Origin of the sequence: Actinoplanes sp. NPDC023936 (genome assembly GCF_040639325.1) — a bacterium.
Taxonomy (GTDB): domain Bacteria; phylum Actinomycetota; class Actinomycetes; order Mycobacteriales; family Micromonosporaceae; genus Actinoplanes.
The window spans coordinates 98,416-110,910 of the sequence record NZ_JBEZZR010000010.1; the positions used below are offsets into that span (position 1 = coordinate 98,416).

General features: G+C 71.9%; 14 protein-coding genes and 1 pseudogene. 10 read left to right on the top strand and 5 right to left on the bottom strand.

Annotated elements, in window-relative coordinates; all coding sequences use genetic code 11:
- The first annotated feature begins 11 nt into the window (after positions 1 to 11).
- From AB0F72_RS16055 to AB0F72_RS16090, 8 genes and pseudogenes are all read left to right on the top strand, one after another.
- The gene (locus AB0F72_RS16055) at positions 12 to 446 is read left to right on the top strand and encodes a Fur family transcriptional regulator (RefSeq protein WP_360430941.1); all 435 of its coding nucleotides are present in this window, start codon (positions 12 to 14) and stop codon (positions 444 to 446) included.
- Between the two features lie 8 nt (positions 447 to 454).
- A complete protein-coding gene (locus AB0F72_RS16060) occupies positions 455 to 1,483 on the top strand; it encodes a folate-binding protein (protein WP_360431259.1) in 1,029 nt (342 codons plus the stop codon).
- 19 nt (positions 1,484 to 1,502) lie between these two features.
- On the top strand, positions 1,503 to 2,369 hold the full coding sequence (locus AB0F72_RS16065; RefSeq protein WP_360430943.1) for a 3-keto-5-aminohexanoate cleavage protein: 867 nt from the start codon (positions 1,503 to 1,505) through the stop codon (positions 2,367 to 2,369).
- Positions 2,366 to 3,274 carry an asparaginase gene (locus AB0F72_RS16070; RefSeq protein WP_360430945.1) on the top strand — a complete coding sequence of 303 codons (909 nt, stop codon included), beginning with the start codon at positions 2,366 to 2,368 and terminating at the stop codon, positions 3,272 to 3,274. The genes AB0F72_RS16065 and AB0F72_RS16070 overlap by 4 nt, the downstream gene beginning before the upstream one ends.
- Before the next feature lie 80 nt (positions 3,275 to 3,354).
- Positions 3,355 to 3,738, top strand: a pseudogene (locus AB0F72_RS16075) (helix-turn-helix transcriptional regulator); the annotation flags it as partial.
- A 14-nt stretch (positions 3,739 to 3,752) separates the two neighbouring features.
- The gene (locus AB0F72_RS16080) at positions 3,753 to 4,250 is read left to right on the top strand and encodes a hypothetical protein (protein WP_360430947.1); all 498 of its coding nucleotides are present in this window, start codon (positions 3,753 to 3,755) and stop codon (positions 4,248 to 4,250) included.
- Between the two features lie 81 nt (positions 4,251 to 4,331).
- Entirely contained in the window at positions 4,332 to 4,646 is a 315-nt protein-coding gene (locus AB0F72_RS16085; RefSeq protein WP_360430949.1) for a DUF2516 family protein, read from the top strand.
- Between the two features lie 19 nt (positions 4,647 to 4,665).
- Positions 4,666 to 5,553 carry an alpha/beta hydrolase gene (locus AB0F72_RS16090; protein ID WP_360430951.1) on the top strand — a complete coding sequence of 296 codons (888 nt, stop codon included), beginning with the start codon at positions 4,666 to 4,668 and terminating at the stop codon, positions 5,551 to 5,553.
- Between the two features lie 251 nt (positions 5,554 to 5,804).
- On the opposite strand, the gene AB0F72_RS16095 is transcribed toward AB0F72_RS16090, so the two are convergent.
- On the bottom strand, positions 5,805 to 6,047 hold the full coding sequence (locus tag AB0F72_RS16095; RefSeq protein ID WP_360430953.1) for a hypothetical protein: 243 nt from the start codon (positions 6,045 to 6,047) through the stop codon (positions 5,805 to 5,807).
- A 121-nt stretch (positions 6,048 to 6,168) separates the two neighbouring features.
- Between AB0F72_RS16095 and AB0F72_RS16100 the strand changes: the two genes are divergently transcribed.
- Positions 6,169 to 6,969: an EI24 domain-containing protein gene (locus AB0F72_RS16100; RefSeq protein WP_360430955.1), complete on the top strand. Its 801-nt coding sequence runs from the start codon at positions 6,169 to 6,171 to the stop codon at positions 6,967 to 6,969.
- A 48-nt stretch (positions 6,970 to 7,017) separates the two neighbouring features.
- Here AB0F72_RS16100 and AB0F72_RS16105 read toward each other — a convergent pair whose 3' ends face one another.
- The 3 genes from AB0F72_RS16105 to AB0F72_RS16115 all read right to left on the bottom strand — a co-directional run bounded on the left by AB0F72_RS16105 (position 7,018) and on the right by AB0F72_RS16115 (position 10,343).
- Complete coding sequence (locus tag AB0F72_RS16105; RefSeq protein ID WP_360430957.1) at positions 7,018 to 8,022, bottom strand: LacI family DNA-binding transcriptional regulator; 1,005 nt, start codon at positions 8,020 to 8,022, stop codon at positions 7,018 to 7,020.
- A gap of 63 nt (positions 8,023 to 8,085) precedes the next feature.
- Positions 8,086 to 9,489 carry a GH1 family beta-glucosidase gene (locus AB0F72_RS16110; RefSeq protein ID WP_360430959.1) on the bottom strand — a complete coding sequence of 468 codons (1,404 nt, stop codon included), beginning with the start codon at positions 9,487 to 9,489 and terminating at the stop codon, positions 8,086 to 8,088.
- Between the two features lie 110 nt (positions 9,490 to 9,599).
- A complete protein-coding gene (locus AB0F72_RS16115) occupies positions 9,600 to 10,343 on the bottom strand; it encodes a maleylpyruvate isomerase family mycothiol-dependent enzyme (protein ID WP_360431262.1) in 744 nt (247 codons plus the stop codon).
- A gap of 68 nt (positions 10,344 to 10,411) precedes the next feature.
- Here AB0F72_RS16115 and AB0F72_RS16120 point away from each other — a divergent pair, with 68 nt between their 5' ends.
- A complete protein-coding gene (locus AB0F72_RS16120) occupies positions 10,412 to 11,491 on the top strand; it encodes a UDP-N-acetylmuramate dehydrogenase (RefSeq protein WP_360430961.1) in 1,080 nt (359 codons plus the stop codon).
- Positions 11,492 to 11,511: 20 nt separating this feature from the next.
- Here AB0F72_RS16120 and AB0F72_RS16125 read toward each other — a convergent pair whose 3' ends face one another.
- The gene (locus tag AB0F72_RS16125; RefSeq protein ID WP_360430963.1) at positions 11,512 to 12,129 is read right to left on the bottom strand and encodes a CAP domain-containing protein; all 618 of its coding nucleotides are present in this window, start codon (positions 12,127 to 12,129) and stop codon (positions 11,512 to 11,514) included.
- Between the last annotated feature and the right edge of the window lie 366 nt (positions 12,130 to 12,495).

The window sequence follows — 12,495 nt, forward strand, 5'->3', positions numbered from 1 at the left end:
ACTAGCGAACTATGCTCGACAACGTGTCCGCCACATCGCTAGCCGCCATGCTGCGTGAGCGTGGTCTGCGGCTCACCCCGCAACGTCAGCTGATCCTGGAAGCGGTGCACGAACTCGGTCACGCGACACCGGAGTCCGTGCACCACGCGGTTCGCGAGCGCGCGGCCGGCGTCAACATCACCACGGTCTACCGGACCCTGGAGCTGCTCGAGGAGCTCGGTCTGGTGAACCACACCCATCTGTCGCACGGTTCGCCGACCTACCATGCGGCCGGCGAGGACCAGCATGTGCATCTGGTCTGCCGGGCCTGCGGCTCGATCGCCGAGGTCGACCCGGCGGTGATGCAGCCGGTCACCGACCGGCTGCGCGACGAGCGTGATTTCCGGGTCGACGTGGGGCACGTGTCGCTGTTCGGCGTGTGCGGCAACTGCAAGGAGACCGCGTGACAGTCGTGATGGTCGAGGACCTCGACCCCAGTTCCGCCGATGCCGGTGTGCCGGCACACTTCGGTGACCCGATGCGCGAGCAGCGCCTGCTGGAGACGTCGGTCGGCCTGGTCGACCGCTCCCACCGGGACGTGATCGCGGTGCCCGGCGAGGAGCGCTCCAGCTGGCTGCACACCCTGACGACGCAGCATCTGTCGCAGCTGTCCCGCGGGCAGGCGAGCGAGCTGCTCGTCCTCTCGCCGAACGGGCACGTCGAGCACCACGCGTTCGTCACCGAGGACGGCGAGACGGCCTGGCTCGACACCGAGCCACGGGCCGGCGCCGGCCTGCTGCGATACCTCGAGATGATGCGCTTCTTCAGCAAGGTCGAGCCGCGGGACGCGACGGCCGAGCTGGCGGTTCTCTCGCTCGTCGGCCCGGGCGCGGCCGATCTCGTCCCCGGCCTGGCGGAACCCCGGGTGGGTGCGGTGCCGGGCCCGAAATTCGCCGCCGGCTCGGTGCCCCCCGAGCCGACGAGCCTCTATGCGGTACGGGAATTCGAGGGTGGCCTGGCCCGCCGGGTGCCCCTCGGCATCGACCTGCTGGTGCCGCGCGCCGAGAAGACGGCCGTGATCGAGAAGCTGGGCGTGGCACGGGCCGGCCTCTGGGCGTACGAAGCGGTCCGGGTCGCCGCCCGCACGCCCCGGCTGAACTGGGAGACCGACCACCGGACCGTTCCGCCGGAGGCCGGGCTCCTCGCCGCCGGTGTGCACCTGGACAAGGGCTGCTACCGGGGCCAGGAGACCGTCGCCCGGGTCCATCACCTGGGCCGCCCGCCGCGCCGCCTGGTGCTGCTGCACCTGGACGGGATCGCCTCGGACCACCCGCCGGCGCAGGGCACGCCGGTCGAGCTGGACGGCCGCGCGGTCGGTTTCGTCGGCACCGCGGTGCGCCACCACGAGCTCGGGATGATCGCCTTGGCCGTCCTCAAGCGCAACGTGCCCGACGATGCGCGCCTCACGGTGGGGGAGTCGGCAGCGGCCGTGGACCCGGCCTAGAACTGGCAATATGAGCCGCATGACCGGAACCTTGATCACCGTCGCCCCGACCGGCGCGGAGAGCAGCAAGGCGGACGTGCCGGCTCTGCCAGTGAACCTGGATGAGCTGGTCTCGACCGCGAAGGAGTGCGAGGCGCTCGGCGCGTCCGTGGTCCACGTGCACATCCGGGACGACGACGCCCGGCCCACCCTCGACCAGGGCCGGTTGCGGGCGACCGTCGCGGCGCTGCGCGAGTCCACCGCCCTGATCGTGCAGCTCTCCTCGGGCGGCGCGGTCACCGACAGGGAGGCGGACCGGCTCGCGGTGCTGGACGCGGAGCCGGAGATGGCCTCCTGCACGATGGGCACTGTCAACTTCGGCGACGGCGTCTTCCTGAACCGCTGGGAGTTCATCGTCGACCTGCACACCCGGATGCAGGAACGCGGCATCGTCCCCGAGTACGAGATCTTCGACCTCGGCCAGCTGACCACCCTCCAGCGGCTGCTCGGCAAGTACGGCCTGCCGTTCGGCGGTCACGTCCACGTCGATCTGGTGATGGGCGTGCCGGGTGGGATGCCGGGCACGGCGGCCGCGCTCGTCGCCTGCGAGCAGGTGATCCGGGACCTGCCGGCGGGCACCACGTTCTCGGCGACCGGGATCGGCCGCAGCACCCTGCCGGTGATGCTGACGTCGCTGGCCGCGGGCGGGCACCTGCGGGTCGGCATGGAGGACACCCTGACGTACGGGAAGGGCCGTCCGGTCGAGTCGAACATGCAGCTCGTGGCGCGGGCCGTCGGCTTCGCCCAGCTGGCCCAGCGCCCGCCGCTGACCCCGGCACAGGCCCGGGAGCTGCTCGGCGTGCCCACCCCGTCACCCGCCACCCAGGAACGGACCGAACGCTCGTGATCGTCGCAGAAGTCGTCCGCTCCGGTTTCGTCGAGAGCGTCCACCACGGAGTCGTGGCCCTGACCGTCGGCACGAGCTTCGGCGACGTCGACAGCCCGTTCTTCCCCCGCTCGTCGAACAAGCCGCTGCAGACCGTCGGCCTGCTCAACGCCGGTCTGGTCCCCCGCGAGGAGTCCGACCTGGCCCTGATCAGCGGCAGCCACGACGGCGAGCCGTTCCACATCGAGCGCGTCCGGGCGATGCTGGCCGCCGCCGGGCTGGGCCCGGAAGCGCTGCGCTGCCCGGCCGACCTGCCGCTCGGTGAGGCCGCACGGCACGCCTGGCTGCGGGGCGGCGGCGAGGCCGAGCCGATCCTGATGAACTGCTCCGGCAAGCACGCCGGGATGCTCGCCACCTGTGTGATCAACGGCTGGCCCCTGGACTCGTACCTGGAAGTGGGTCATCCGTTGCAGAAGGCCCTCGCCGACGCGGTGAGCCGGCTCGCCGGCGAGCCGATCGCGGCGTTCGGTGTTGACGGCTGCGGCGCGCCGATCTTCGCGATCTCCCCGATCGGCCTGGCCCGGGCGTTCCAGCGGCTGGTCGAGGCGGAGCCGGGCACGCCGGAGCGCCGGGTCGCGGACGCCATGCGGGCGCATCCGGCACTGGTCGCCGGCACGGGCACCGAGGACACCGTGCTGATGAACGCGATGCCCGGGCTGCTGGTCAAGAAGGGCGCGGACGGGGTGGCGGCGGCCGCTCTGCCCGGTCTCGGCGCGGTCGCTCTCAAGATCTCGGACGGGGCGACGCGAGCACGCGTACCCGTGCTGCTGGAGGCCCTGCGGCGGCTCGGCGCCGAGACGCCGGAGATCCCTGAGGTCGTGCTGGGCGGCGGACGCCCGGTCGGCGAGGTTCGCGCGGTTTGGTGAATGGCGGGGTGACTCGCTTCACGCTAGCTGTTGCAAGCGTTTTGCTTGCAATAGCTAGCACCCCGAGCTAGCTTCGAGGCATGGCCACACCCAAGGAACTGCCCGAGGACATCGGATCCTTCATCCGAGACCTGAGGCAGACCGCCAAGATCTCGCTTCGGCAGCTCGCCGACAAGGCGGGGGTCTCCAACCCCTACCTGAGCCAGATCGAGCGTGGCCTGCGCAAGCCGAGCGCTGAGGTGCTGCAGCAGATCGCCAGCGCCCTTCGAGTGTCGACGCCCGCGATGTACCTGCGGGCTGGGCTGCTCGATGGCGAGGGTCAGCAGGGTGTGCTGGCCGCCATCGCGGTCGACCCGGAGCTCACGATCGCGCAGAAGCAGTCCCTGTCGCAGATCTACGAGACGTTCCGCAACGAGAACGCGCGAAACCAGGCGGAGTCGTCCGCCACCGATTCCGACCCGATCGCCGAGGAGACCAAGTGACCGAGCAGACCAAGACCAAGATCCCCGCCCCGCTCTACGCCGCCGCCGGCGCCGGTGACCTCGCCTACCAGCAGCTGCGCAAGCTCCCGGCCGTGCTGACCGAGCTGAGCGACCGCGCCGCCGCCTCGCTGAAGGTCTACAACGAGCAGGCCGGCACCAAGGCCGCCGAGCTGCGGGACAAGGCGAACACCGCCGACTTCGTGGCCATCCGGGAGAACGCCGCCACCGCCGCGAACACGCTCGCCCAGGTCGCGCAGGAGCGTGCCGTGGCGCTCTACACCGAGCTGGTGGCCCGCGGCGAGCGCGTGGTCGGCACCGGCGTCGTCGAGGCCGCTGACGTGGTCAACGCCGACATCGAGACCACCGAGGAGCCGAAGGCCGTCGAGGCCACCCCGGCCGTCGTCGCCCAGGCCAAGGCCGTCGAGGCCGCCCCGGCCACCGCGCCGAAGCCGCGCAAGCGCGCGAAGCCGGCCACTCCGAAGACCGCGGAGTGACACCTCGAACTGTCGCTGAGTAATTCGACATGGTTTGCGGGCCCCGGCGTTTGCTGGGGCCCGCGGCATAGACTCGTCGTCATGGCCTACTCCGCGCCGGTCTTTTACGACGACGTCCGCTTGTATATCAACTTCCTGGTTCTGCTGGTTTCGCTGATCGTGCAGTCGGTGGCGCTGATCCACTGCCTGATCCAGCGGGGCGCCGGTTTCCAGGCCCTCGGCACGCTGCCCAAGGGCGCGTGGGCGGCGATCATCGGCGTCTGCCTGGTCATCACGTTCCTGACCAGCGGCAATCTGCTGATCTTCAGCATGATCGGCATCGCCGCCGCCCTGGTCTACCTGCTCGACGTCCGGCCCGGTCTCAAGGACCTGTCGGACGGCAAGGGCTTCTGGTGATCCCGTTCCCGGTGATCGCTTGAGGGGCAGGTTCGGGCCGCCTCCTCCGGACGGTGGCCCGCGCCTGCAGCGCGCGGATCGGACCGGGCCGCGGACCGGCCGGCCCACGTTGCCGGGTCCGGCCACCGAGCTGGTCACCCTCCCCTCGGGGGTACGGGTGGAGCAGCTCATCACCGGCACCGGCGACCCCGCGACCGTCTTCGCGCACGGGCTCGCCGGTGACATCTCCGGCACCCGCCCGCTCGGCAGCGGTGTCACCGGCCGCCGGGTCTTCTTCCACTTCCGCGGCCACGGCCGCTCCGGCGCGCCGCCCGGCCCCTGGTCGTTCGCCGACCTGGCAACCGAGCTGAGCGAGGTCGCCGACCTGTCCGGCGCCACCCGCGCGGTCGGCGTCAGCATGGGCGCGGCCGCCCTGTGCCGCCTGCTCGCCGCGAACCCCGCCCGCTTCGACCGGGTGGTGCTCTACCTGCCCGCGCCACTGGACGGCCGGCGTCCGGCGGTCGCCGCCCAGCGGCTGGAGCGGCTGCTCGCGGCCGTCGAGTCCGGTGAGGCCGCGATGATCGCCGAGGCGGTCGAGGCGGAGCTGCCGCCGGCGGTCCGCAACACGCCGGCCGGGTGGAGTCACCTGCGTCAGCGGGTGGAGCAGCTCCAGCGGGACGGTCTGGCGCCCGAGCTGGAGTCGATCTGGGCCGCGCCGGCGCTGGCCGAGGACGCGCTGCTGCGGGCGTACCGTGGCCGGGCCCTGGTGGTCGGCTGCCTCGGTGACGAGGTGCATCCGGCGTCCTGGGCCGAGCGGCTGGCGGAGTTGCTGCCCGACGCCGAGCTGGAGGTCTTCGACCGGCCGGCCGTGCTGTGGAACCACCGCCGCGAGTTGCGTGATCGGATCTCGGCCTTCCTCAACGATTAGTTGTGCCGTTATGTCCGTTAGCCGTAACTTTTAGGCGCTCTGGAGCGTCTTCAGTACGTGCGCTTGTCCCCTAAATCCCTCTTTTTCGGTTTGGTGATCGCCGGACTCCCGTTCGCGGTCGCGACCGGCTGGGCCCTCGGCGCTCCCGCGGCACGTCCCGCCGCGATCGGCGCCACAGGTGAAACCAGCGCCGTCGACGGTCTCGGCACGGCCCCGGCCGCGACTCTGCCCGATCGGGGCACCGCCGGTGGCTACCGGGCCGGTCCGCCCCGCGCCTCGGCCGCCCCGGTCACCTCGGCGCCCGCCACGGCGGCGACGGCCGGGCCGGCGGTCACGATGACTGTCACGGTGGTCACCTCCGTACCCCCGCCGCTGGTCACCTCGTCCTCCTCGCCGCCGCCGCTGCTCACCGCCCCGCCGGTCCCGACGCCCACCCAGGTCACCGACCCGCCGAGCTCGGCGCCGGCGCCGTCCGCACCGACGTCGTCATCCACGCCGAGTGCCTCGGTCTCGCCCTCCGGCCCGTTCGCGTTCCGGTGGTCCCGGGAGCGGCTCGCTCAGCGTTGGTACCCCGGCTGAGGCGCTGCTGGCGTCCGGGTCCTAAGCTCCCGAGGCGTGGCTGAGGATCAAGGTCGGGTGTTGTCGGCGGCACGGGATTTCGCCACCGGGGTCGGCCTGCTCGGCCGCGGGCTCGGCCTGATCCTGCGCAGCCCACGGCTGCTGCTGCTCGGCCTGCTGCCCGCGCTGCTCTCCGGGGTGCTCTACATCGTCCTGCTGGTCCTGCTGATCCGTTTCCTGCCCGACCTGTCCGAGGGCGCGACCTGGTTCGCCGACGGCTGGGACGCCTGGCTCCGGGACACCGTGCAGGTCTTCGCCGGCGCCGGCATCCTCGGGTTGAGCGTCCTGCTCGGCATCATCACGTTCACCGCTGTGACACTGCTGATCGGCGACCCGTTCTACGAGACGATCTCGGGCCGGATCGAGGCCCGGTTCGGCGGAGTGCCGGACGAGGTGGAGGTCAGCGTCCTGGAGTCGCTGCGGCGCAGCGCGGCCGACTCGCTCCGGCTGATCGGCGTCTCGGTGCTGGTCGCGATCCCGCTCTTCGTCCTGGGCCTGCTGCCGTTCGTCGGGCAGACGGTGATCCCGGTGGTCGGCGGCGCTGTCGGCGGGTGGCTGCTGGCGCTCGAGCTGACCGGGGCTCCGTTCCAGCGCCGGGGCCGGCGCCTGCGCGATCGCCGGGCGGTGCTGGGTGCGAACAAGCCGCTGGCCCTGGGGTTCGGCGCGGCGGTGTTCGTGGTGTTCCTGATTCCGCTGGGTGCCGTGCTGCTGATGCCGGCCGCGGTCGCCGGGGCGACGCTGCTCGCCCGGCGGTCGCTCGGCAAGCCGATCGCGGTGGTCTCCACGCCGTCGCTGTGACGGGCGGGGTCATCTGCCCCTACTACCGCCTGTGGGCGACCCGCAAGCTCAGGCCGATTCCCTCAGCACCAGCTCGGTCGGCAGGACCACCGACTCCGGGACGTCCTCCGCGCCGCCGATCAGCCGCAACATCAGCTGCGCCATGGTCCGCCCGGCCTCGGCGATCGGCTGGCGGACCGTGGTCAGCGGCGGATCGCTGTACCGGCTGATCTCGAAATCGTCGAATCCGATCACAGCGACGTCCTCCGGAACCCGCCGCCCCGCCGCCCGCAGCGTCTGCAACGCCCCGTGCGCCATCAGGTCCGACGCCGCGAACACGGCGTCCAGCCCCCTGTCGCGTTCGAGCAGCTCCCGCATCGCGCTCACCCCGGAGTCGCGGGTGAAGTCGCCGTTCGCCACGAGCGTCGGCAGGCCGGCTTCACCGAGTGTGTCCCGGTACCCGGCGAGCCGTTCCAGGCCGGCGACCATGTCCTGCGGGCCGGCGATGGTGGCGATCCGGCGGCGGCCGGAGGCGACCAGATGGCGTACCGCGGCGGCGACCCCGCCGGCGTGATCGACGTCCACGTAGGGCACCGGGGCGGGTGGGCGGCCGCTGCAGACGACCGGGATGCCGCGTGCGGCGAGCAGGCCGGGTAGCGGGTCGGCGCCGTGGATGGAGGCGAAGAGGACGCCGTCCACGTGACCGGCGACCGCGTACCGCTCGACGCGATGATGACCGGCCGTGGAGCCGGTCATCATCAGGACGAGCTGCTTGTCGGCGGCTTCCAGCTCCATGCCGACGCCCCGGATGATCGCCGGGAAGAAGAGGTCGTCGGAGAAGACCCGGTTCGCGGTTTCCGGCAGGATCAGCGCGATCGAGTCGGTCCGCTGGGTGACGAGGCTGCGGGCCGCCTGGTTCGGCACGTACCCGAGTTCGTCGACGGCCCGGTTGACCGCGTCCCGGATGCCGGCGGCCACTGTGGTGGAGCCGTTGACGACGCGGGACACGGTGGCCCGGGAAACCCCGGCCCGCCGTGCCACCGCTTCCAGGGTCGGCCGCTCCCGCGTCGTCACGAAGCCGCCCGCGTCGTCACGAACGCGGACCCCAAAACGGACCCCAAAGCCGCTCCTAAGAACTCATTCCAGCCCGTTGCGCCGGATCACTTCGCGGTACCACTTCGCACTGTCCTTGAGCACACGCTGCTGGGTGGTGTAGTCGACGTGCACGATACCGAAGCGCTTCGCGTAGCCCTCGGCCCATTCGAAGTTGTCCATCAAAGACCAGGCGAAGTAGCCGCGCAGGTCGACTCCCTCAGCCATCGCGTCGTGGCAGGCGCGCAGGTGCGCGTCGATGTACTCGATGCGGCGCAGGTCCTGCACCTCGCCGTTCTCGCCCGGCCCGTCCGGGTACGCGGCCCCGTTCTCCGTGATCATGAGAGGGGTGCCCGGGTAGTCCCGGTGGATGCGGGTGAGCAGCCGGGTCAGCGACGCCGGCTCGATCTGCCAGTTCATGTCGGTGACCGGGCCGACCGGCGGCCGGAACGCGATGCCCTGGCTGCCCGGGTAGTCCAGCGCGCCGGGTGCGCCGGGCAGCGCCCGGACGTACGACGGGGTGTAGAAGTTGATCCCGAGCACGTCGATCGGCGCGTTGATGGTCGCCTCGTCGCCGTCGCGGATGAACGACAGGTCGGTGATCCGGGCGATGTGGTCCAGCACGTCGGACGGGTACTTGCCGAGCAGCAGCGGGTCGAAGAAGATCCGGTTGGCGACGCCGTCGATCAGCCGGGCGGCGTCCACGTCGGCGGGGCTCGCCGGGTCGAGCGGCGCGACCTGGCACGGGTTCAGGGTGATGCTGATGTTCTGCGCGCCGGCGGAGCGCAGCGCGCGGGCGGCGAGGCCGTGCGCCAGGTTGAGGTGGTGCGCCGCCCGGAAGGCCTTGGCCGGGTCCTGCACGCCGGGCGCGTGGATGCCGGAGCCGTAACCGAGGTACGCCGAGCACCACGGCTCGTTCAGCGTGGTCCAGGTGGCGACCCGGTCGCCGAGGCGGCGGTGGACGATCTGGGCGTACTCGGCGAAGGCCTCGGCGGTCTCCCGGCTGGCCCAGCCACCGCGGTCCTCCAGGGTCTGCGGCAGGTCCCAGTGGTAGAGCGTGACGACCGGGTTGATGCCCTTGGCGAGCAGTTCGTCGGTGAGCCGGTCGTAGAAGTCGAGTCCGCGGACGTTGACCGGGCCGGTGCCGTCGGGCTGGATCCGCGGCCAGGCGACCGAGAAGCGGTAGGCGGCGAGGCCCAGGTCGGCCATGAGCGCGACGTCGTCGGCGTACCGGTGGTAGTGGTCGCAGGCGACGTCACCGGTGTGGCCGGCGTACACCTTGCCGGGGGTGCGGCTGAACGTGTCCCAGATGGACGGGCCGCGACCGTCCTCCCGCGCCGCGCCCTCGATCTGGTAGGACGCGGTGGCCGCCCCCCAGACGAAGCCGTCGGGGAAGGTGATCCCCGCGGGCGCCGGCTGAGCCGACGTGGACGTGACGGTTGCCGTCATTCTGCACCGCTTCCTGCTCTTGATCAGCTCGAACTACTTAACCGGTTCAGAGGATACTTGCTCGCACGCCGATGGCCGCCCTCAGAGTGAGAGCGTTTTCTCGAAGCGGCTCAACCGGTCCGGAGCGCCTGCACCAGCCGGGGGTCGCCGGCCACGGCCAGCTGGTCGACCCGCTTGCGGCCCGTCAGGGCCAGTTGCAGGTCGCTCGCGGTGCCGGTGGCCTTGGCGCGGGCGTGGTGGTCGTCGCTGTCCAGGATCGTCATGGTGTCGAGGAGGGCGATGCCCGGGCCGCGCAGCCGGACGAACCACTCGTGCGCGGCGTCCGTCGCCACCAGGTGCACCACGCCGCGCAGATCGTCCGATCCCTGCCGCCGGCCGGCCGGGAGCCAGGTGTCCAGCACCTCGCTCACGCCGTCGGCCGCCAGTTTCGTCTCGATCGGGGTGGCCCGCCCGGCCGCCTGCTCGGCGTCCCAGCGGCGCAGCGAGATCTCGTGGGCGATCCGGCGGTGCCAGAAGCTCGCCCGCTTGGGCTGGGGCGCCCAGTTCCACGCCGGGAAGTCCGGGTCCAGCGCTTCCAGCGTCTCGATCGTCCCGGTGAGCTCCCGCCGCAGCACGTCCAGCGCCTCCGGCCACTCCGTGGAGACGGGCGCCGGCGCGGGCGAGTCCGGCGAGGGCCGGTCGGTGGAGCCGCGGGCGACGGTGGCGCGCACCCAGCTCAGCAGTCCGGTCAGATGGGCGGTGAGGTCGGCGGCCGCTGGATCCGGGCCGGTCTCCTCGACGGCGTTCAGCAGCGCCGGCCCGTCGGCGCGCAGCGCCGCGAGCCAGAAGTCCTTCGTCGCGTGCAACCTGTTCATCGCACCTGTCTCCCGCTCGGACGGGCCGCCGGTGTCGCGCCCCACAGCCTGAGCTTAGGGTGAACCTCGTGCCCGACGCATTCACCGACCATCTGTTTGACACACCCTCCGCTGCGGAGAGCTCGCTCGCGGCGTACACGACGCTACGCCTCGGTGGCCCCGCCGGCACGCTGACCACGGCGCTCCACGCGGACGAGGCGGTGGAGACGGTCCGCGCGGCCTCGGCCGCCGGCCGCCCGGTGCTGGTCCTGGCCGGCGGCAGCAACGTGGTCATCGGCGACGCCGGTTTCCCGGGCGAGACGCTGCTGCTGCGCACCAGCGGGATCGAGGTGGTGGCCGAGGACCCGCGCAGCGTCGTGGCCCGGGTCGCGGCGGGCGAGACCTGGGACGATTTCGTCCGGTACGCGGTGACGAACGGCTGGTCGGGAGTCGAGTGCCTGTCCGGCATCCCGGGTTCGGCCGGCGCCACCCCGATCCAGAACGTCGGGGCGTACGGCCAGGAGGTCGCGCACACCATCGAGGCGGTGCGTGCCTACGACCGGATCGCCGACGAGATCCGGGTGATGACGCCGGTCGAGTGCGCCTTCGGCTACCGCACGAGCGTCTTCAAGCACAGTGACCGCTACCTGGTGCTCTCGGTCGACTTCCGGCTGGAGCGGTCCGGGAGCTCGGCGCCGATCCGGTACGCCGAGCTGGCCCGCAGCCTCGGCGGCGAGGCCGGTGACCGGGTGCCGCTCGCGCTGGCCCGGGACACCGTGCTCAAGCTGCGGGCCGGCAAGGGCATGGTGCTCGACCCGGAGGACCGGGACACCTGGTCGGTCGGGTCGTTCTTCACCAACCCGGTGATCCCCGAGGACCTCTTCCGGACGCTCGGCGAGATGCCGCACTGGCCGGCCGGGGCGGGCCCGGCCGGGGAGAGCCTGGTGAAGCTGCCGGCGGCCTGGCTGATCGAGCAGGCCGGCTTCCCGAAGGGCTTCGCCGGCGAGGGTGTCGCCATCTCCGGCAAGCACACGCTGGCCCTGACGAACCGGGGCGCCGGCACCACGGCCGCGCTGCTCGACCTGGCCCGCGTCATCCGCGACGGCGTGCGTGCGCGGTTCGGCGTCGAGCTGCACCCGGAGCCGGTGCTGGTCAACTGCGAGTTCTGAGCCTGCCGGGCCGGGACGGTTCACTGCCAGCCGAACACCTGGGTGTAATAAGGCGTGCCGTCGGCCGCGTAGGCGACGCCGGTGCCGACCGCCTTGGCGCCGCAGTTGAGGATGTTGGCCCGGTGTCCGGGGCTGTCCATCCAGGCGTCCACCACGGCCTTCGCGCTGGGGTACCCCCAGCCGATGTTCTCGCCGGCCGGCTGCTGGTACCCGGCGGCCTTGCTGCGGCTGACGAACGTGGCGCCGTCGCGCCACACGTGGCTGAAGAGCCGGGTGCGCGCCATGTACCAGCTCTGCCGCAGCGACGCGGTGCTGAGGTTCGGGTCCACGGTGAGCGCCGGGCACCCGGCGGCCTTGCGCTTCGCGTTGGTGAGGGCGGTGACCTGGATCATCATGGTGCGGGCGCGCAGCCGGGTGGCGGTGGCGGCGCTCGGCTTGCGGCTGGCCGCGGCCGCCGCGGAGGGCACGGCCCGTGCCGCGGCCGCGGGTGCGTCGGGCGCCGGCTGCGCCATCGGCGGGGGTACCCGGTGTGGCCGTGGCGGCAGGATCGGGCCGTGGCCGAGAGCCGGCATGGCGAGAACAAGCAGCGCGGGTGTCGCCGCGATCATCACGACACGTCGTACCACCAGGTCGAACACGGGTGCCTCCGATCGGAGACGGACGCGGATCGTCCATCAGGGCTATCGCACCCCGTTGATCGCGGCGTGTCACATCTTTCGCGGAAAGGGCGAAAAGCCGTACCCGAAATGTCAGGCTGAGGGGATGGCCCAGCCGGCGCCGGCGCTGTGCTGCCGGTAGTCCCGTGGCCACGGATCCTCGTGGACGGGCTCGTGGGCCGGGCGTAGGACGCTAAAATGTCACTGTCCGTAAATAGGCCGTGACATCACGCTATGGTGTTTTTGCGCCTTTGGAAATTCCTCCGTTCGCGGTCGCGCGAACGGTGCCAGGCAAGATGCTGACTTCCCGCGCGGCTTCGCCGTGCCCGGAAGTCGGCCGTGCCCGAG

Bases quoted from the DNA above. Each gene is read 5' to 3' on its own strand.
- AB0F72_RS16055 (WP_360430941.1), top strand. From the start codon at position 12: ATGCTCGACAACGTGTCCGCCACATCGCTAGCCGCCATGCTGCGTGAG.
- AB0F72_RS16110 (WP_360430959.1), bottom strand. From the start codon at position 9,489: ATGACGGCAACCGTCACGTCCACGTCGGCTCAGCCGGCGCCCGCGGGG.
- AB0F72_RS16115 (WP_360431262.1), bottom strand. From the start codon at position 10,343: ATGAACAGGTTGCACGCGACGAAGGACTTCTGGCTCGCGGCGCTGCGC.
- AB0F72_RS16060 (WP_360431259.1), top strand. From the start codon at position 455: ATGGTCGAGGACCTCGACCCCAGTTCCGCCGATGCCGGTGTGCCGGCA.
- AB0F72_RS16085 (WP_360430949.1), top strand. From the start codon at position 4,332: ATGGCCTACTCCGCGCCGGTCTTTTACGACGACGTCCGCTTGTATATC.
- AB0F72_RS16065 (WP_360430943.1), top strand. From the start codon at position 1,503: ATGACCGGAACCTTGATCACCGTCGCCCCGACCGGCGCGGAGAGCAGC.